The organism is Pseudonocardia charpentierae (genome assembly GCF_031845345.1).
Lineage (GTDB): Bacteria > Actinomycetota > Actinomycetes > Mycobacteriales > Pseudonocardiaceae > Pseudonocardia > Pseudonocardia charpentierae.
Genome location: NZ_JAVREJ010000028.1, coordinates 42,104 through 60,534, shown reverse-complemented (window position 1 = coordinate 60,534; position 18,431 = coordinate 42,104). Strand labels below are relative to the sequence as shown.

General features: G+C 72.5%; 22 protein-coding genes and 1 rRNA gene. 15 read left to right on the top strand and 8 right to left on the bottom strand.

Annotated features, from left to right (window positions below; genetic code table 11):
- Positions 1–81 (top strand): 5S ribosomal RNA (gene rrf / locus RM445_RS32780); the annotation flags it as partial.
- Positions 82–141: 60 nt separating this feature from the next.
- On the opposite strand, the gene RM445_RS27555 is transcribed toward rrf, so the two are convergent.
- Positions 142–408, bottom strand: coding sequence for a PspA/IM30 family protein (locus RM445_RS27555; protein ID WP_311559785.1), 267 nt, complete (start codon positions 406–408; stop codon positions 142–144).
- Positions 409–565: 157 nt separating this feature from the next.
- Between RM445_RS27555 and RM445_RS27550 the strand changes: the two genes are divergently transcribed.
- The 9 genes from RM445_RS27550 to RM445_RS27510 all read left to right on the top strand — a co-directional run bounded on the left by RM445_RS27550 (position 566) and on the right by RM445_RS27510 (position 7,767).
- A complete protein-coding gene (locus tag RM445_RS27550; protein WP_311559784.1) occupies positions 566–1,339 on the top strand; it encodes a hypothetical protein in 774 nt (257 codons plus the stop codon).
- Position 1,340: 1 nt separating this feature from the next.
- Positions 1,341–1,877, top strand: coding sequence for a hypothetical protein (locus tag RM445_RS27545; RefSeq protein ID WP_311559783.1), 537 nt, complete (start codon positions 1,341–1,343; stop codon positions 1,875–1,877).
- Complete coding sequence (locus RM445_RS27540) at positions 1,874–2,494, top strand: hypothetical protein (RefSeq protein WP_311559782.1); 621 nt, start codon at positions 1,874–1,876, stop codon at positions 2,492–2,494. The genes RM445_RS27545 and RM445_RS27540 overlap by 4 nt, the downstream gene beginning before the upstream one ends.
- Complete coding sequence (locus RM445_RS27535; RefSeq protein WP_311559781.1) at positions 2,491–2,676, top strand: hypothetical protein; 186 nt, start codon at positions 2,491–2,493, stop codon at positions 2,674–2,676. The genes RM445_RS27540 and RM445_RS27535 overlap by 4 nt, the downstream gene beginning before the upstream one ends.
- A gap of 90 nt (positions 2,677–2,766) precedes the next feature.
- Complete coding sequence (locus tag RM445_RS27530; RefSeq protein WP_311559780.1) at positions 2,767–3,249, top strand: hypothetical protein; 483 nt, start codon at positions 2,767–2,769, stop codon at positions 3,247–3,249.
- A complete protein-coding gene (locus RM445_RS27525) occupies positions 3,240–3,611 on the top strand; it encodes a hypothetical protein (protein ID WP_311559779.1) in 372 nt (123 codons plus the stop codon). Before RM445_RS27530 ends, RM445_RS27525 begins: the two co-directional genes overlap by 10 nt.
- A gap of 10 nt (positions 3,612–3,621) precedes the next feature.
- A complete protein-coding gene (locus tag RM445_RS27520) occupies positions 3,622–5,601 on the top strand; it encodes a S9 family peptidase (RefSeq protein ID WP_311559778.1) in 1,980 nt (659 codons plus the stop codon).
- Positions 5,602–5,623: 22 nt separating this feature from the next.
- Positions 5,624–6,058, top strand: a complete 435-nt coding sequence (locus RM445_RS27515) for a DUF1707 SHOCT-like domain-containing protein (protein ID WP_311559777.1) — start codon at positions 5,624–5,626, stop codon at positions 6,056–6,058.
- A gap of 68 nt (positions 6,059–6,126) precedes the next feature.
- Positions 6,127–7,767, top strand: a complete 1,641-nt coding sequence (locus RM445_RS27510; protein ID WP_311559776.1) for a long-chain-fatty-acid--CoA ligase — start codon at positions 6,127–6,129, stop codon at positions 7,765–7,767.
- Positions 7,768–7,773: 6 nt separating this feature from the next.
- Here the strand turns inward: RM445_RS27510 and RM445_RS27505 are convergent, their stop codons facing one another.
- The 4 genes from RM445_RS27505 to RM445_RS27490 all read right to left on the bottom strand — a co-directional run bounded on the left by RM445_RS27505 (position 7,774) and on the right by RM445_RS27490 (position 11,092).
- The gene (locus RM445_RS27505; RefSeq protein ID WP_311559775.1) at positions 7,774–8,652 is read right to left on the bottom strand and encodes an amino acid ABC transporter permease; all 879 of its coding nucleotides are present in this window, start codon (positions 8,650–8,652) and stop codon (positions 7,774–7,776) included.
- Positions 8,653–8,722: 70 nt separating this feature from the next.
- The gene (locus RM445_RS27500; protein ID WP_311559774.1) at positions 8,723–9,370 is read right to left on the bottom strand and encodes an amino acid ABC transporter permease; all 648 of its coding nucleotides are present in this window, start codon (positions 9,368–9,370) and stop codon (positions 8,723–8,725) included.
- A 70-nt stretch (positions 9,371–9,440) separates the two neighbouring features.
- The gene (locus RM445_RS27495; RefSeq protein ID WP_311559773.1) at positions 9,441–10,328 is read right to left on the bottom strand and encodes a glutamate ABC transporter substrate-binding protein; all 888 of its coding nucleotides are present in this window, start codon (positions 10,326–10,328) and stop codon (positions 9,441–9,443) included.
- 35 nt (positions 10,329–10,363) lie between these two features.
- On the bottom strand, positions 10,364–11,092 hold the full coding sequence (locus RM445_RS27490) for an amino acid ABC transporter ATP-binding protein (RefSeq protein WP_311559789.1): 729 nt from the start codon (positions 11,090–11,092) through the stop codon (positions 10,364–10,366).
- Between the two features lie 160 nt (positions 11,093–11,252).
- On the opposite strand from RM445_RS27490, the gene RM445_RS27485 reads away from it, so the two are divergent.
- Both RM445_RS27485 and RM445_RS27480 read left to right on the top strand, forming a co-directional pair.
- A complete protein-coding gene (locus tag RM445_RS27485; protein WP_311559772.1) occupies positions 11,253–11,945 on the top strand; it encodes a response regulator transcription factor in 693 nt (230 codons plus the stop codon).
- 2 nt (positions 11,946–11,947) lie between these two features.
- Positions 11,948–13,351, top strand: a complete 1,404-nt coding sequence (locus tag RM445_RS27480) for an ATP-binding protein (protein WP_311559771.1) — start codon at positions 11,948–11,950, stop codon at positions 13,349–13,351.
- Here RM445_RS27480 and RM445_RS27475 read toward each other — a convergent pair.
- The gene (locus RM445_RS27475; RefSeq protein WP_311559770.1) at positions 13,321–13,761 is read right to left on the bottom strand and encodes an ABA4-like family protein; all 441 of its coding nucleotides are present in this window, start codon (positions 13,759–13,761) and stop codon (positions 13,321–13,323) included. The two genes, RM445_RS27480 and RM445_RS27475, sit on opposite strands and share 31 nt — an antisense overlap.
- A 7-nt stretch (positions 13,762–13,768) precedes the next feature.
- Entirely contained in the window at positions 13,769–14,725 is a 957-nt protein-coding gene (locus RM445_RS27470) for a hypothetical protein (RefSeq protein ID WP_311559769.1), read from the bottom strand.
- 80 nt (positions 14,726–14,805) lie between these two features.
- On the opposite strand from RM445_RS27470, the gene RM445_RS27465 reads away from it, so the two are divergent.
- The gene (locus RM445_RS27465) at positions 14,806–15,498 is read left to right on the top strand and encodes a TetR/AcrR family transcriptional regulator (protein ID WP_311559768.1); all 693 of its coding nucleotides are present in this window, start codon (positions 14,806–14,808) and stop codon (positions 15,496–15,498) included.
- On the opposite strand, the gene RM445_RS27460 is transcribed toward RM445_RS27465, so the two are convergent.
- Positions 15,499–16,437: a TAXI family TRAP transporter solute-binding subunit gene (locus RM445_RS27460; protein ID WP_311559767.1), complete on the bottom strand. Its 939-nt coding sequence runs from the start codon at positions 16,435–16,437 to the stop codon at positions 15,499–15,501.
- Positions 16,438–16,443: 6 nt separating this feature from the next.
- On the opposite strand from RM445_RS27460, the gene miaB reads away from it, so the two are divergent.
- Positions 16,444–17,964, top strand: coding sequence for a tRNA (N6-isopentenyl adenosine(37)-C2)-methylthiotransferase MiaB (miaB, locus tag RM445_RS27455; protein WP_311559766.1), 1,521 nt, complete (start codon positions 16,444–16,446; stop codon positions 17,962–17,964).
- Positions 17,961–18,431, top strand: coding sequence for an Rv2732c family membrane protein (locus tag RM445_RS27450; protein ID WP_311559765.1), 471 nt, complete (start codon positions 17,961–17,963; stop codon positions 18,429–18,431). The genes miaB and RM445_RS27450 overlap by 4 nt, the downstream gene beginning before the upstream one ends.

Below are 18,431 nucleotides of genomic sequence, written 5' to 3'. Positions count from 1 at the left end.
ATCCCGAACCCGGAAGCTAAGCCCTCCAGCGCCGATGGTACTGCACTCGCCAGGGTGTGGGAGAGTAGGTCGCCGCCGACATCAAACGTAAGAGAATGCCCCGCCGGGTGACCGGCGGGGCATTCTGTGTTTTAAGGCCGGTTATTCGCCGCCCCCGATCGAGCGCCGGATCTGTTCGAGACGCTCCCGTGCCGCCGCCTCCCGGTCGGCCTCCTGCTCCGCGACGGCCCGGCCCGCCTCGCTCTCCTCGGCCAGTTCCGTGCCGCCCTGCGCGGTGGCGTACCGGCCTTCGATCTTGTCGCGGACGTGCTCGAACGTCGGCACACCGGCCTCGTCGTAGTCGCCCGCCGGCGTCGGCCCCGGGGCGTCCCCCGGCCGGGGCTCCGGTGAATACGGAGAATGACTCATCAACTCGCCCTTTCCGGTCAACGACAATCTATTGCGACGCCGGTGACGAAGATTGATCCCCCGATCGCCGCAGTGACGTCACGGGGTTCCCCTCGTTGCACCTCAAGGAACGCGGTGCGGGTCCCTCCGGACCGGTGCCGAAAGACCAGGAGGACGGATGGCGGCGGGATCGATGACACAGGAGGCAGCGGGCAACGGCGGACGCGACGTGTGGCGGGTTGCGGCGTCGGGTGACCCCGTCGAGCTCACGCTGCCCTCGATGCTCGGCGACTTCCGCTGGTACGGCAACACCCGCTTCACCGGTCCGCAGCTCGCACGGCAGTTCTTCCTCGCGCCGGCGGGCGAGCACCGGGCGATCCCGGACAAGATCCTGCCCGGCGGCCGGCAGATGCGGAAGGCGATGCGCGGCTACGACGCCGTGGTGTTCGAGGCCTCAGACCGTTCGGACTCGGCGCTCGTCCTCGCCGGCCCGTACCACGAGGCCACCACCTGGTTCGGCGGCCCGGCGCCGACGGCTGCGGGTATCGAGCGTCTGCTGCGGTCGTTCCGCTTCACCGACTCCGCCAACGGCGCCACCCTCGTCCCGGCCTCGGACATGCTCGTGCAACAGCCCGACGTCTCGCTCATCGGGCGCAGCGCCCACTCCGTTCTCGTCGTCCGGCGGGCGGCGGAGATGCTGCCGATGCTCCCCGAGTGGGCCGGGCTCACCCTGCCGGGCGGCGAGCTGTGGCGCGCCGACCGCGTCCTGGACCGCGTGACGGCCGGACTGGTCGCCGGAGGTCCGCACCAGTGGCGCTACGTCCTCGCGGGCCCGACGCTCGGCATGGACCTCGTGCTGCTCGGGCCCGAGTCCGGACGTGCCCCGTTGCCGGTGCCCGAGACGCAGGTCGTCGACGCGCTGTCGGTGCTCACCGGACGTTGGGCGGTCTGAGATGGGTACCGGGATGTCGGTCGCGATGGCCGTGGCTCTCCTCGCGCTGCTCGTCGCGGCGTTCACGCTCGTCGCCCTGATCGGGGTGTACGCCCGGGTGCGTGGCCTCGAGGCGGCCTCCGGCGACACCGGCCTGTCCGGGTACGCGACGCTCGTGGGTCGCCCCGCACCGGCGTCGGTGCGACCCGGGCCCGGCGAGGGGTGCAGCCTCGTCGCCGTCCTCGACGGCGACTGCACGCTCTGCGCCACCGTCTTCCAGGCTCTGATCGCGGTGAATGCCGCAGACGACGTCCGCGTCGTCGCGCTGACCGACCGCATCCACGATCCCGCGGCGGGACCGGGCACCGGGATCCTCCGCGTCGACGTCGCGGCACGTGCCGACCTGTACGAGGGATACGCGCCCACGGTCCTCGCCGTCGACGCCGGCGGCACGGTCGTCGCCCGCCGCTTCGTCTACGCCGACACCGACCTGCCGGAACTGCTGCGCGAGCTCGTCGCCCGCGCCCGAACCCCCCAGAACGAGGTGAGCCGGGCATGAACGGCATCACGGAGATCCCCACCACCTCCGCACCACCCGAACGAGCCCGGCCCAGCGCCGTCGTGGCGCACCTGCGCGGGTACCGGCCCAGCCGGCGAACCGTTCTGCGTGCCCTGGTCCTCGGGGTCGCGGCCAGCACACTCGTGCCGCTCGACTGGTACCTCACGCGGCGGCAGGCCGCGGCGGCACCGTCGAACCGGTCCGAGTACGGCACCTGCAAGCCCGCCGCCTACGACCAGGAGGCCAACAACTGGCAGGAGGGCGGCGAGGCCACCTGCTACGGCGGATGGAAGCGCGGTTCCTACCCGTGCGAGGGCGGCTACCACCGCGAGGGCACCTTCACCGACCGCGGGGTGGAGTTCGACTCGACGCGGCTGACCACCAACTGCCACGGTCGCAACGCCTGGCGGTGGAAGGGCGTCCGCTGTTCCGACGCCATCACCACGGCGACGTACGACGACGGCACCGAGTACACCGGCATCACCATCGCGGCCTGCGCCCTCACCCAGCAGGAGTTGGCCAACCCTATTCCCGAGGAGCCGGACGACGAGGTCGAGGACGACGACAGCGGCGACGAGACCCACGACGCGTCGGCGCTGCTGCCCGCCCTGAGGTGAGGGGGCCGAAGCTGAGGGGCGCAGCCCGCCGGGCACTGCATCCGCTCACCCCTGCGCTCGCGCTGCTCGGCGTCGTGGGCGCCGGTGCGGCGCTCGCCGTGCCGGGTACCGCCCCATCCGGTCCGCTGCTCGCGGTCGCGGCCGGGTGTGCGGCCGGGTTCGCCAACTCCGGCTCCACTTGAAGCCACAACTCGGCGTTCCTGCTGAGCGCGTCGGTCTGGCGCGGCAAACCCGTTCTCCGCTGGTTCGGCGGCGGCCTCCTGCTGGGGGCCATGCTCGTGGCGTGCGTCGCCGCAGTGCTCGGCGCGTTGCCGCAGGCCCTGGTTCCGCTGCCGATGCGTGCGGCGCTGTTCGGCGCGGCGGCACTCGTGGTGCTGGGCCGGGAGATCGGCTTCTGGCGCTTCCGGGTGCCGGAGAACGCCCGCCTGGTGCCCGAGGAGGTCCAGCACCGCGCCGAGTGGGGTGCACTGCAGTTCGGGTTCGAGATGGGTACCGGCATGCGGACCTACTCGCCGTCGGCCCTGCCGCATCTCGCCCTCGCCGCGGTCGTGCTCGTGGTGCCGCTGCCCGTGGCCCCGGCGGTGGCGGCCGGGTTCGCTGCGGGCCGGCTCGCGATGCCCGTGATGTCGAACGGCTGGAGCGACGACGGCTCGTGGACCGAGGTCTGGTCGGCCGCCGAGCGCGTGGTGCGTCCGATGCTGGCGTTCGCCTGTGTCGGTGCGCTGATCGCCGGAACGGTGACCGCATGGCACTGAGCGCGGCCCACATCCGGGAGGTCCTCGTCGTGCACGACGCGGCCTGCGGGCTCTGCGCCGGTGTCGCCCACGCGATCCCCGGGCTGCTCCGCGTCCCCGTCCGCCTGCGCTCGTGCCGCGACCCGGAGTTCGCCGAGACGCATCCGGGGCTGCCGGCGTCCACGCGGGCCTGCCGCGCGCCTGCTGTCGGCACCGTCGCCGCCGACGGTTCCGTGCGCTGGCGGCCCGGCCTGCGCGCCGCACCGGCGCTGCTCGGTCTCGTGCGTCCTCGGGCGCTGCCCCGGGCCGTCGCCGTGTTCGCGACCGCCGGCGTCGCGACCGCCCGGCGCCGCACGTGGCGCACCCGCCGTGAGGACCATTAGCGTTCGGGTCGTGATCGATCTACGGGCCCGGGAGCCGGACGCCGTCACCGCGCCCTTCGGCTCGTGGACCACCCCGGTGACGTCCGAGGTCGTCGTGGGGGCTGCCGTCCGTCTCGGCGAGGTAGTGGTGGACGGCGGCGACGTCGTATGGGCCGAGAGCCGCCCGTCGGAGGGCGGGCGGACGCAGCTGGTCCGGCGCCGTCCCTACGGAACCACGGACGAGCTGCTCCCCGAGGGACGCAACGCGCGGACGGCCGTGCACGAGTACGGCGGTGCCGCCTGGTGGGTGCGCGACGGCGTGCTGTGGTTCACCGACTGGGCCGACCAGCGCCTGTACCACCTCGAGCCCGAGGGCACGCCCGAGCCGCTCACCCCCGAGCCGGCCCGGCCGCGGGGCGACCGCTACGCAGACGGGGAGCTCAGCGCAGACGGCACGCGGATCGTCTGTGTCCGCGAGCGGCACCTCGGTGACCGTGCGATCGACGTCGTCAACGAGGTCGTCGTGCTCGATGCCCGGGTTCCGGGCGAGCCGGAGGTCCTCGTCAGCGGACCCGACTTCGTGGCGGCGCCGCGGGTGTCGCCGGACGGCACCACACTCGCGTGGCTGCAGTGGAACCACCCGGCGATGCCGTGGGACGCCGCCGAGCTGGTCGTCCGCGATCTCGCCTCCGGGGAGGAGACCGTCGTCGCGGGTGGTCCGGTCGAGTCGGTCACCGAGCCGCGGTGGCGGCCCGACGGCTCGCTGTGGTTCCTCTCCGACCGCACCGACTGGTGGAACCTCTACCGCTGGCAGTTCGGCCACGACATCGAGGCCGTGGTGCGCACCGACGCCGACATCGGCGTGCCGGCATGGGTGTTCGGCACCTCCCGCTACGCCGTGCTCGACGACGGACGGGTGGTGGTGGCGCGGTGGCGCGACGGGTTCGACGGCCTGGCCGTGCGTGGCCTCGACGGCATCCTGACCGACCTCGACCTGCCGTTCACCGCCGTCGGGTCGGTGGTCGCCGCCGGTCCGGACGCCGTCGTCGTGGTGGCCGGTAGCCCGGTCGCGGAGCCCGGGGTGCACCGCATCGACCTGTCGGGCGCGCCGCCGCGCGTGGAGACCCTGCGCGCCCCTCGCGACCTGGGGCTGGGCACAGACCAGATCTCCGTCCCGGAGGCGGTGCGGTTCCCGTCGGTCGACGGCGCCGGCGAGTCGCGCACCGGTCGCGCGCTGTTCTACCCGCCGGTCAATCCGCGCTTCCAGGGTCCGGAGGGGGAGCGGCCGCCGCTGCTCGTGGTGATCCACGGCGGCCCCACGTCGAAGGCGTCGCCGGTGCTGGCCGTCGGCGTGCAGTACTGGACCAGCCGCGGCTTCGCGGTGGTCGACGTCGATTACGGCGGTTCGTCGGGCTACGGCCGCCCCTACCGCGAGCTGCTGCGTGGCCAGTGGGGCGTCGTCGACGTCGCCGACTGCCTCGCCGCAGCCCGGGCGCTCGCGGACCGCGGCCGGGCCGATCCGGGCCGGCTCTGCATCCGCGGCGGCTCGGCCGGCGGCTACACCACCCTGGCGGCGCTGGCCCGCGCCGACACCCCGTTCGCGGCCGGAGCCGACCACTTCGGCGTCGCCGACCTCGAAGCCCTCGCCCGCGACACGCACAAGTTCGAGAGCCGCTACCTCGACGGCCTGGTCGGGCCCTATCCCGAGGCGCGCGACGTCTACGTGGAGCGTTCCCCGATCACGCACGTCGAGCGGTTCACCCGTCCGCTGATCGTGCTGCAGGGCGCGGAGGACGCCATCGTGCCGCCCGCGCAGTCGGAGGCGATCGTCGGCGCGCTGCGCGGCACGGGGGTGCCGGTCGCGTACCTGCTCTTCGAGGGCGAGCAGCACGGCTTCCGGCGCGCCGAGAACGTCCGCCGAGCGCTCGACGCCGAGCTGTCGTTCTACGCGCAGGTGCTCGGGTTCCCGCTCGATGAGGCCATCACCCCGGTCGAGGTGGAGAACTTGTAGCAAACGGTGGCACTCTCGGAGCATGACGAACGAGCGGCCACCGATCCGGATCGGGACCGCGGAGCGCGACGCGGCGATGAAGGCGCTCGGCGAGCACCTCGAGGCGGGCAGGCTGGAGGTCGACGAGTACGGCGAGCGCTCCGCCCGTGCCTCGGTCGCGACCACCGCTCCCGAGCTCGCCGCCCTCTTCGACGACCTGCCCGCGCCGCATCCGCTGCTGCCCGGGATCGACGATCCCATCGCGGTCCACGTGAGGCCGCCGCTGCCGGCCTCCGTGCGCGCGTCGGCACCGCCCGTGCGGAACGAGCGGTCGGCCATGGAGGTGTGGGGCCCGCGGCTGATGGCGCTGAGCCCGTTCATCGCCCTGGGGCTGTTCCTGCTGACCAGGACCTGGGTGGTGTTCCTGCTCATCCCGGTCATGGGGGTGCTGCTGAGCAACCAGCACCGCCACCGCTGACCCGCCAGGGCGGTCCGCTCGGGCGAAGGGGTGTTGCGGACGGGCCGGACACCGCAGACTCAGCGGGCATGGAGACCTGGATCACCGAGCTGACGCCGCTGTCGTTCCTCGAGCGCTCCGCGGACGTGCACCCCGACAAGGTCGCGGTCGTGTACGGGCCGGACCGGTGGACGTATCGCGAGTTCGCGGAGCGTGTGCAGCAGGTGGCCACGGCCCTGCGTTCCGCCGGTGTCGGTCCCGGTGACCGGGTCGCCTACCTGCTGCCGAACGTGCCGGAGATGCTGGTCGCGCAGTTCGCGGTCCCGCTGGCCGGTGCGGTGCTCGTCGCGGTCAACACCCGGCTCTCGGCCGAGGAGGTCCGCTACATCTGCGACCACTCCGGATCCGTCGTCCTGGTGGTGGACGCGGCGTTCGCGTCCACCGTCGCCCCCGTGGCGGGCGCGCTGGAGACGGTGCGCACCGTCGTCACGGTCGTCGACCCGCACGGACCCGCACCGTCCCAGGAGATCCCAGGGGCGATCGCCTACGCCGACCTCCTGGCCGGCGCTGCGTCGAACGGCCTGGCTGACGAGGTCCTGCCCTGGACCGTCGACGACGAGCGCGCCACCATCTCGATCAACTACACCTCCGGCACCACCGGACGGCCCAAGGGCGTCATGTACACCTACCGCGGGGCGTACATCAACGCGCTGGGCGAGGTGCTGCACTCGGCCTTCACCCACGACAGCGTCTACCTGTGGACGCTGCCCATGTTCCACTGCAACGGCTGGTGCACGGGCTGGTCGGTGGTCGCGGTCGGCGGCACCCAGGTGTGCCTGCGCGACGTCCGCGGCGACGCGATCTGGCAGCAGATCGACACCGAGGGCGTCACCCACCTCAACGGCGCGCCCACGGTCGTCGCGATGGTCCTGGACTCGCCGCGGGCCCACACGCTGGACCACCCGGTCGTCATCACCACCGCCGCCGCCCCGCCCAGCCCGAGGGCGCTGGCGCGTGCCGAGCGGATGGGCTTCCTGATCGTGCACGTCTACGGGCTCACCGAGACCTACGGCCCGTACTCGGTCTGCGACTGGCACCGCGAGTGGGACGAGCTCGACCAGGAGCAACGGGCGCGGCTGCGCGCCCGGCAGGGCGTCGGCATGATCCAGGCCGAGCGGATGCGGGTGGTCGAGGCGGAGCTGCGCGACGGGCAGCTGGTCGACGTGCCGGCCGACGGCACAGCGATGGGCGAGATCGTCATGCGCGGCAACAACGTGATGAAGGGCTACTACCGCGACCCCGAGGCCACCGCCAAGGCGTTCGCGGGCGGCTGGTTCCACTCCGGCGACCTCGGTGTGATGCACCCCGACGGCTACGTCGAGCTGCGCGACCGGGCCAAGGACGTCGTCATCTCGGGCGGGGAGAACATCTCGACGGTCGAGGTCGAGCAGGCGCTGCTCGCCCACGACGCCGTGCTCGACACCGCGGTGATCGGTGTCCCCGACGAGAAGTGGGGCGAGCGGCCCAAGGCGTTCGTCGTGCTGAAGCCGGGCTCGACGACGACCCAGGACGAGCTGCTCGACCACGTGCGTGGCCGCATCGCCCGCTACAAGGCCCCGCGGGAGGTCGAGTTCGTCGACGCGCTGCCGAAGACGTCGACGGGCAAGACCCAGAAGTTCACGCTGCGGGAGAAGGAGTGGGCGGGTCAGACCTCCCGGATCAAGGGCTGAGCACGGTCACGGGGTGGCGGCCCGGATCTGCTCGATCTCGCCCGCGGTGTCGTCGGCGGGTGCCGCCGGGTCCGCCCGCCGGGTCCGCCGCGTCCGGCGCTCGAGGTAGTTCGCCAGCTGGGCCAGCAGCAGGCACATCGTGATGTAGATGACCGCGACGACCAGTGCGACCTGCAGGATCGGCGACCCCAGCTGGCCCTGGCTGCCCAGGAAGCGGGCCTGGTAGAGCAGCTCGGGGTACAGGATCAGGAAGCCCAGGGCGGTGTCCTTGAGCACCACCACGAGCTGGCTGATGATCGTGGGCAGCATGAGGCGCAGCGCCTGCGGCAGCAGCACGTTCGTCATCACCTGGGTCTTGCGCATACCCAGCGCGAACGCGGCCTCCCGCTGACCCCGGGGCAGCGACACGACGCCCGCCCGGAAGATCTCGGCCAGCACCGAGCCGTTGTAGAGCATCAGGCCCAGGACCAGCGCGGAGAACGCGGTGATGTCGATCCCGATGCCACGGGACACCCCGAAGTACAGGATGAAGATCAGGATCAGGAGCGGCACGGCGCGGAAGAACTCCACCACCGTGGTGGCGGGGCGACTGATCCAGCGGTGGTCGGACAGCCGTCCCGCGGCGAACACGGCGCCGAACACCAGGGACAGCACGGCGGCGAGAGCGAAGGCCCGCAGGGTGTTGAGCAGGCCGTCGAGCAGGAGCAGCTGGATGTTGGTGTAGAGGATCCACTCCCACATCCGGGCCTCGAACTGGCCGGTGCCGACGAACCGGTAGACCACGAAGCCGACCAGGGCGACCAGCAGGGCGGTGCCGACGACCGCGAAGAGCCGGTTGCGCTGCCGGGCCTTGGGCCCCGGCGCGTCGTACAGGACTGCGGTCACCGCACTCCCTCGCTTCGCTCGGTCGACGATGACCGCCGGCGCGGTGACATTGGTTCGCTCGCAAGCTCGCTCACCGGGCCACGCTCCAGCGCCGCTCGAGGTTGCGCTGCAGCAGATTCAGCGGGACGACGAGGATGAGGAAGCCCACCGCCACCCACAGGAGCCCGGTCAGCACGTTGTAGCCCCTCTCCGAGAGGTTCTGGTAGATCCCGCCGGCCTCGAACACCGAGAAGCCCGCCGCGATCGTCGTGTTCTTGAGCAGCGCGATCTCGATGTTGGTCAGCGGCGGGACGACCGCGCGCAGCGCCTGGGGCAGCACGACGGCGCCCAGCGTCTGGCCGAAGGTGAAGCCGAGTGCCCGCGACGCCTCGGCCTGGCCGACCGGCACGGTGTTGATCCCCGACCGGACCACCTCGCACACGAACGCGGCGGTGTAGACGATCAGTGCGGTGCACGCGCGGGCGAAGAACGACAGGTCGGCGATCTCCAGCCGCGGGTAGGCGAAGGCGAAGAAGAAGAAGACCAGCGTGAGCGGGGTGTTGCGGACGATCTGGACGTAGCCCGCGCCGAACGTCCGCAGGATCGGCACCGGGCTGACCCGCATCGCCGCCAGGAGCACACCGAGTACCAGCGAGCCGACGGCGGCGACCAGGAACAGCCGGACGGTGCCGGCGAACGCCGACCCGTACAGGCCGAGGTTGTCGAGCAGGACGTTCACGCTGCTCCTTCCCGGTTCGTGAACGAGGGCGGGGTGGGTCACCCGGAGGTGGCCCACCCCGCATCGGGTGTCAGTACCGCTGCAGCGGCGGTGGGTCGGCCGGGGAGCCGGACTTGCCGAGCGTGGCGTCGTAGATCTGCTTCCAGGTGCCGTCGGTCTCGGCGGCCTCCAGAATGTCGTTGATCTTGTTCCGGAGTGCGGTGTCGTCCTTCTTCAGCCCGATGCCGTAGGGCTCGGTGGAGAACACCTCACCGACGACCTTGAGCTTGTCGGGCTGCTGGGCGGCGAAGCCCTTGAGGATGGCGTCGTCGGTGGTGACCACGTCGACCTGGTTGTTGAGCAGCTGGTCGACGCACTGGCTGTAGGTCTGGAACTCGACGATGTTCTCCGGCTCGGTCAGCTGCTGATCCTTGACCCGCTGGATCGGCGTCGAGCCGGTCACCGAGCAGACCTTCTTCCCCTTGAGGGTGTCCTTGCTGGTGATCGCGGTGTCGTCGGAGCGGACGAGCAGGCTCTGCCCGGCCACGTAGTAGGGCCCGGCGAACGACACGCGCTGCTTGCGGTTGTCGTTGATCGTGTACGTGCCGACCATGTAGTCGATCTCGCCGCGCTCGATGGTGTCCTCGCGGGCGGCCGACGGCACGACCTTGTAGTCGATCTTGTCGGCACCGAAGCCGAGCTGGGCCGCCACCAGGCGGGCGATCTCGACGTCGAAGCCGGAGTACTGGCCCGTGGTCGCGTCCTGGAAGCCGAGGCCGGGCTGGTCGTTGCGCACGCCCATCACGACCCGGCCGCGCTGCTGCATGGCCGCGAAGGTGGGGGAGCCCTCGACGGTGACGCCGGCCGCCGCGGTCTGCGTCGGGCCCGCGCTCTCGGCGCCGGGAGCGCCCTCCCGGCCACAGGCGGTGAGGGCGAGGGTGCCGACGAGCAGCCCTGCCGCCAGATGACGCAGTTTCATGATGAGAATCTCCTCCTGAGGGGAACGAGCGCTGATCAGTGCGTGAGGATCTTGCCGAGGAAGTCCTTGGCCCGCTCGCTGCGCGGGGCGGTGAAGAACTGGTCCGGCGCCGCGTCCTCCACGACCTCGCCGGCGTCCATGAAGATCACGCGGTTGGCCGCGCGGCGGGCGAAGCCCATCTCGTGGGTGACCACGAGCATCGTCATGCCCTCGCGGGCCAGGGTGGTCATGACGTCCAGCACCTCCTGGACCATCTCCGGGTCCAGCGCCGAGGTCGGCTCGTCGAACAGCATCACCTTCGGCTTCATGGCCAGCGCCCGGGCGATCGCCGCGCGCTGCTGCTGGCCGCCGGAGAGCTGGGCCGGGTACTTGTCGCGCTGGTTCGCGATCCCCACCCGTTCCAGCAGTTCGAGGCCCCGCTTCTGCGCCTCGGCCTTGTTGACCTTGCGGACCTTGAGCGGGGCGAGGGTGACGTTGTCGAGGATCGACTTGTGGGCGAAGAGGTTGAAGCTCTGGAACACCATGCCCACGTCGGCCCGGAGCGCCGCCAGCGCCTTCCCCTCGGCGGGGAGGATCTTCCCGTCGACCTCGATCGTGCCGTTGTCGATGGGCTCGAGCCGGTTGATCGTCCGGCACAGGGTGGACTTGCCGGAGCCGGACGGCCCGAGCACGACCACCACCTGGCCGGCGTCCACCTCGAGGTTGATGTCCTTCAGCACGTGGAGCGGACCGAAATGCTTGTCGACGGCCTGCATCCGGATCATCGGCGGGGTCGCAGCGGTCATCGAGAGCCTCCGGGCATGGCGGGACGCTAGGGCGGATCGGACAGCACAGTCCAGCACCTTGAGCGATTGATGAGGTTTCCGTCCGATAACACTCCTCGCCGCCGGAGACGCCGGACCCGCGATCGGACACACTTCACGAGTGCACATCCTGTTGGTCGAGGACGACGACAGGGTGGCCGCCGCGCTGCGCCCGGCCCTGCACCGGCACGGGATGACCACCACCCGGCTCTCCCGCGGCCGCGGTGTCACCCAGCACCTCGACGGTGTCGACGTCGTCCTGCTCGACCTGGGCCTCCCGGATGTCGACGGCGTCGACGTGTGCCGCGAGATCCGGGCCGCGGGCGACGTGCCGGTGATCGTCGTGTCGGCCCGCGGTGAGGTGGACGACCGCATCCAGAGCCTGCACTGCGGGGCGGACGACTACCTGGTCAAGCCGTTCGACACCGGCGAGCTGCTGGCCCGGATGCACGCGGTGCTGCGCCGTCGCGCCCCGGCCCTGGCGCCGGGCGATCCGGGCGAGGTCGTCACGGTGGCGGACGTGCGGATGGACCTGCGCCGGCACGAGGTCGCGGTGGCGGGCCACCCCGTGGCGCTCACGCGTAAGGAGTTCCAGATCCTGGCCCTGCTCGCCACCGCGGGCGGCACGGTCTGCACCCGCGGCCGGATCGTCGGCGAGGTGTGGGGCCGCAGCTGGCCGGGGGCGAACCGGACGTTGGACGTGCACGTGGCGACGCTGCGCACGAAGCTCGGCCGCCCGGAGCTGGTGACCACGGTGCGCGGGGTCGGCTACCGGCTGGGTGTCCCCGACGCGAGCCCCGCGCCCGCGGAGTAGGCGTGCGCGCACGGCTGCTGGTGATCGTCCTGGTCGTCGTCGGCCTCGTCGCGGTCGGGCTCGGCGGGCTGCTCGCCTACACCACGGCCCAGGCCGCGCAGGAGAACTTCTTCACGCGCCGCCTCACCGACACCGTCTACGTCGCCTCTCTGGTGCAGCGGCCGCTCACCGAGGCCACGGGCGCCGATCTCGACGCCCTGCTGGACCGCTACCGGCAGGTCTACGGCGTGTCGGTGCACGTCGTCACCGCGGACGGGACGCCGTTCGCGCCGTCGAACCCGCTCGACCCCCTCGACGCCACAGGGCGGGAGCGGCTCGACGCGGCGCTCGCCGGGCGCCGTTCGCAGTCGCCCATGCTGCAGATGCCCTGGGACGAGCGGCCGCTGGTGATCGCCGAGCCGGTGCTGGTCGACGGGGAGGTGCGAGGCGCCGTCGTCACGGTGTCGCCGACCGCGGCGCTCCACGAACGCCAGCTGGAGACGTGGGCGCTGATCGCGGCCGCGGTGCTGCTGGCGCTCGCGCTGGGCGTGCTCGTCTCCCTGCCCGTCGTGCGCTGGATCCTGCACCCGGTGCGCCGGCTCGACGAGGGCACAGGCCGGGTCGCGTCGGCCGTCCTCGCAGGTGGCGCGGCCGAGCCCGTGGCCGACGACAGCGGCCCCCCTGAGCTGCGCCGGCTCTCCGTGTCGTTCGACCGCATGGCCGAGACCGTGACGGGCGCGCTGGCCGCGCAGCGGGCGTTCGTGGCCGACGCGAGCCACCAGCTACGCAACCCGCTGACCGCACTGCGACTGCGCCTGTCGAACCTGCAGGGGCACGTCGACGAGGCTGCGACCGACGACCACGGCGCGGCGCTGGAGGAGGCAGAGCGGCTCTCCACGCTCCTCGACCAGCTGCTCGCGCTGGCCCGGACCGAGCGCAGTGCGCCGCTCGCCGACGTGGACGTCGACGCCGCGGTGAGCGACCGGATGGAGGCCTGGCGGCCGCTGGCCGAGCACACCGGCCTGCGGCTCGAGCGCGATGGGCAGCCGGGCCTGAAGGTCGCGGCGCCGGTCGGGGCGGTCGAGACCGTGCTGGACGCCGTGCTGGACAACGCGGTGAAGTGCTCCTCGCCGGGCGACACGATCACGGTGCACACCGTGCGCAGCGACGACCGGGTGGAGATCGCCGTGCGCGACACGGGCCCGGGTCTGGGGCCCGACGAGCTGGAGCGGGCCACGGACCGCTTCTGGCGCAGCCCGTCGCAGAGCAACGTCGACGGGTCGGGGCTGGGTCTGGCGATCGCCGCGCGCACCGTCGAGCTGGCCGGCGGATCGCTCCGCCTGGAGACTCCGGACGGCGGTGGGCTGCGGGTGGTGGCGCGGCTGACGGCGGCAGGTCAGGACGGCACGGCGGCGCCGGACCGCTGACGGACCGCTCGCGCCACGAGGTGGGCCAGGAGCCCGAGCGGGCCGAGCAGGATCGTCAGCACGAGCACCGGCGCGGTGACCAGGTGGGGGATCCCGCGCTCGCGGGCGTCGAGGAAGATCCAGCGGCCCACGAACAGGTCGAACCCGATGAAGTGCGCCCATCCCGCCGCAGCGCCGAGCGGGCTGCCCAGGAGGCCGGCGACGCCCACGAGCGTCGGCGACGCCACGGCCGGGAGCACGTCGGACAGCGCCGGCAGCACGGCCACGGCGTAGACGAGCAGTGCCGGCACCACGATCAGCGGCGACCCGATCACGCGGCGGGTGACCGACCAGCCCGGGGCCACGATCATCAGCGCCCAGAACGGTGCCGCGAGCGGGAAGCCCAGCGCGAAGAGCAGTTGCGGGTCCATCGGTACCTCACGCGGCCGACGGGACGGAGGAGCGGGCCGCGGCCAGCATGCCGACCGTCGCGGCCACGGTGACCGCGACCAGCGCGGCGAGCGCCGCCAATGTCAGTGCGTCCGGGGTGAGCAGCGGCTGCGCCCGGAGTGCCTGCCAGGTCAGCAGCACCACCAGGCCGGTCCACGCCGCCGCGGCGACCTGCACGAGCCGGACGCGGGTGACCTCGTCGAAACGATGTCCGACGGAGAGCGCGGCGCCGAACAGGGGGAGGCCCTGGAGGGCGTGCATGCCGATGAAGTGCGCGATGCGCAGGTCGCCGCCGACGGTGCTCCAGCCGAGCAGGGGGAGCCCCGGTCCGCCGTCCGGCGCGCCGACCGTGTGCGTGGCCGCTGTGGCCATCAGGAAGCCCTCGGCCAGCCCGATCAGCGCGACGACGAGGCCCAGCCGGATGGCGGTGGTCGCGGCGCGGTCGGAGACCGTAATCGGAGGGACGACTCCGGGGGACTCTGCGGGACCGTCCAGTTGGCTGTCTGGCCCCGGATTCGTCCCCCCGCCGCGGAGGAACCGCAGCGCGACGGCGAGCGTGGCCAGCCAGAGCACCACGATCGTCACGCCCATCACGCTCCACAGGGCGGCGCTGAGCGGCGTGTCCATGTTGTAGTGGCTGCGGTTCCCGACCGCCGCCTGGCCGACGATGACCGCCATCTCGATCGCGGCTGCGGCCGTCACGATCCAGCCTGTGCGCTGCAGGGTGCGCTCGCGCAGCTGCCCGAGCATCCAGGCGAGCGTGGCGGCGTAGAGGGCGAGCGAGATCGCGAACTTGAGCGGCTTGAACCACAGCGGCGCACCCAGCAGCACCCGGTCGTCGACCACGGCCAGCACGGCGAGGACGGGAGTCAGCACGGACATGGCGACGGCGAAGGCGAACAGGCCTCGGTGCCCGCGGCGGGCGACGGCGAGTACGGCGGCCATCGGATTCTCCTCACACTGTTAGGCTGAGCGAGCCGTGTCAGTCTGCGTCGTTTGCCTAACAGTGTCAAGGGAGTAGAGCAGTGTCAGTTTCCTCGGTTCGCGACCGTCGGCGCGCGGAGACCGTCGCGGAGATCAAGGAGGCGGCGCTGCGGGAGCTCCTCGACGCCGGGCCCGGCGGGTTCTCCCTGCGGGGTGTGGCCCGTGCCGTCGGGATGACGGTGCAGTCGCTCTACCACTACTTCGCCAACCGCGACGCGCTGCTCACCGCGCTCGTGGTCGACGCGCACCACTCCGCGGCCGACGCCGTGCAGGCCGCCGCGGACACCACTCGCGGGCGGCACCCGCACGAACGGCGGTTGGCGGCGTGCCAGGCGTTCCGGGAGTGGGCGCTGGCCAACCGGCCGGCGTTCCTGCTGCTCTACGGCACGCCGGTCCCGGGTTTCACCCCGCTGGCCGAGAGCGACGTCGGGCAGGCGGCGTGGCGGCTCGGGCAGTCGTTCGCCGAGGTCGTCTTCGACGGGTGGACGCCCGCGCAGCTCGCCGCCGTCCCGGCGGCACCGGGTCTCATCGAGGCCGACCTGGGCAAGATGGCACTGCCCCTCGGGGCCGCGGCCCTGTTCATCGAACTGCGGGCGCGGATGCACGGTCTGGTGGCGCTGGAGATCGTCGGCCACCTGCACCCGTTCAACGAGCACGGGGCGGCGTTCTTCGAGGCCGCGATCAACCGGATGTCCGCGGACGTCGACGCCGTGCAGCGCGACACCGGCCGCTGATCAGGCCATCGCGTCGTCGGAGAACCAGCGCAGAGCGCCGTCGTGCAGGGGGACGGGTTGGGTGAGGACGGCCGAGCGCGCGTCGACGGTGCGGGCAGCCTGGATCGCGTCGGCCAGGCGCTGCTGGTCGGCGAACAGCGCGCCGGTCATCGCCTCCACCAGGTCGGCGTCGAGTCCGGCGTCGACCAGCAGGACGTTGCGGACCAGCAGCGTCGCGACCGGGTCCGCGATCCGGTAGGTGCCGGCGAGGACGGTGCCCGGGGCGTACACCGGGTATCGGGTGCGCAGGTCGTCAAGCAGGGGCTCGAGGTCGAGCAGGCGCACCGGCATGGCGGCGGCGAGATCGGTGACGGTGGTGGTCGGCAGCGCACCCACCCAGAAGAACGCGTCGAGATCGCCCGCACGCAGGGCGGCCACCGAACCGGCCAGGTCGAGCCGCGAGGGCCGGATGTCGTCGTCCGCGAGGTCCACCGCGGCGAGCACGCGCTGGGCCACGTAGGTGACTCCGGAGTTCTCCGGGCCCAGCGACACTCGCGCGCCCCGCAGGTCGGCCACCGCACGGATCGGCGAACCCGCCGGGACGACGATCTGCAGGGCGTCGTTGTAGACCGCGGCCAACGCGCGCAGCGACGAGCTGCCCGCCATCCGGTCCGCGGCGACGTCGAGCTGGCTGACCGCGACGTCCGCGGCTCCGGTGGCCAGCAGGCTCACGTTCGCCGGTGAGCCACTGGTGGGCAGCACGGCGGGCTGGTCCGTCAACCCCAGGCGTTCCTGCCACACCTGCGCGAGAGCCCGGCCGAGCCGAAAGTATTCGCCTGCCGTGCCGCCGGTCGCGATGCGCAGCCGTACCCCGGCGAACTGCGATGCGCACCCGGGCAGGGCTGCGACGAGCCCGGCGGCGCCGAAGGCCCGCAGCGCCTGTCGCCGGGTGAGCTCCACGGCTGCATGGTGGCGGGTCAGGCCGCCGTGGTCGAGGGCGTCTACCCTCGAACCGTGGGTCGCAGCTACACCCTCCGCACGTACGGGTGCCAGATGAACGTGCATGACTCCGAGCGGATGGCCGGGCTGCTGGAGGCGGCGGGCTACGCGCGCGCGGACGATCCGGCGACCGCGGACGTCGTCGTGTTCAACACGTGTGCCGTGCGCGAGAACGCCGACAACAAGCTCTACGGCAACCTCGGGCACCTGCGGCCGCGCAAGATCGCGGACCCCGGCATGCAGATCGCCGTCGGCGGGTGCCTCGCGCAGAAGGACCGCGAGACGATCGTGCGCCGCGCGCCGTGGGTGGACGTCGTGTTCGGCACGCACAACGTCGGGGCGCTGCCGGTGCTGCTCGAGCGGGCCCGGCACAACGCCGCGGCGCAGGTGGAGATCATCGAGTCGCTGGAGGCGTTCCCGTCCACGCTCCCGGCGCGGCGGGAGTCGGCCTACGCGGGCTGGGTGTCGATCTCTGTCGGCTGCAACAACACCTGCACCTTCTGCATCGTCCCCTCGCTGCGCGGCACCGAGCGCGACCGGCGCCCGGGCGACGTGCTGGCCGAGGTCCAGGCGCTCGCCGCCGACGGCGTGCTGGAGGTGACGCTGCTCGGGCAGAACGTCAACTCCTACGGCGTGGAGTTCGGCGACCGCGGCGCTTTCGCGAAGCTGCTGCGCGCCTGCGGTGAGGTCGACGGCCTCGAGCGCGTCCGCTTCACCTCCCCGCACCCGCGCGACTTCACCTCCGACGTGATCGCGGCGATGGCGCAGACCCCCAACGTGTGCCCGCAGCTGCACATGCCGCTGCAGTCGGGGTCGGATCGGGTTCTCAAGGCGATGCGCCGCTCGTACCGGTCGGCGCGGTTCCTCGCGATCCTCGACGAGGTGCGCGCGTCGATCCCCGATGCGGCGATCTCGACGGACATCATCGTCGGGTTCCCTGGCGAGACCGACGACGACTTCGCGGCCACCCTGGACGTCGTCGAGAAGGCCCGGTTCGCCTCGGCGTTCACCTTCCAGTACTCGCCGCGCCCGGGTACGCCCGCGGCTGCGCTGCCGGACCAGCTGCCGAAGGCCGTCGTCCAGGAACGGTACGAGCGGCTCGTCGCGCTGCAGGAGCAGATCTCCTGGGAGCAGAACCGGGCGCTGCAGGGGCGCACGGTGGAGGTGCTCGTCGCGACGGGGGAGGGCCGCAAGGACGCCGAGACCCGGCGGCTGTCGGGCCGGGCCCGCGACGGCCGGCTCGTGCACTTCAGCCCCGGCGAGCGGGCGGTGCGGCCCGGCGACGTCGTGACCGTCGGCGTGACCTACGGCGCCCCGCACCACCTCGTCGCGGACGGCCCGCTACTCGACCACCGGCGCACCCGCGCCGGCGACGCACACGAGGCGGGCACCCGTCCGGGGGGAGCCCCGACTGGTCTGGGCCTGCCGGGCTTCGGCACGCCGGCGCCGCTGCCTGCCGCCGCCGCTGGTTGTGGGAGCACACGATGAACGAGAGCTCGCCGGACGACCTCGCCGCGCTGGAGGCCGAGCTGGCTGAGGCCGAGCGGAGCGTCGTACGCCGCGTCGATCCGGGATCCACGGCGATGCCGGTAGCCGTCGCGGTGCTGGGCGTGCTGATCGCGTTGATGCTGCCGTGGACCGGCGACGTGGCCGGCTGGGAGATCCTGGCCGGAACAGCGAACTTCGGCCTGCTGCCGCGCCTGTTCACGGTGACGGCGGTGCTGTTCGGGGTGCTCGGCTCCGCGGTGGCCCTGGCCGGGCGGCACTGGGCCGCGGCGTGGACCTGTGCCGTGGGCTGCGGCTTCTCCGTGGTCAACGGGGTGTGGGCGATCTGGTCGCGGCAGGTCAACGTGCCCCAGGGCGGCACGGGCCCGGGCATCGGCCTGGTGCTGGCGGTGATCGCGATGGTGGTGCTGGCGGCGAGCTGGGTGAAGATCTCGACCCGCCGCGGCTGA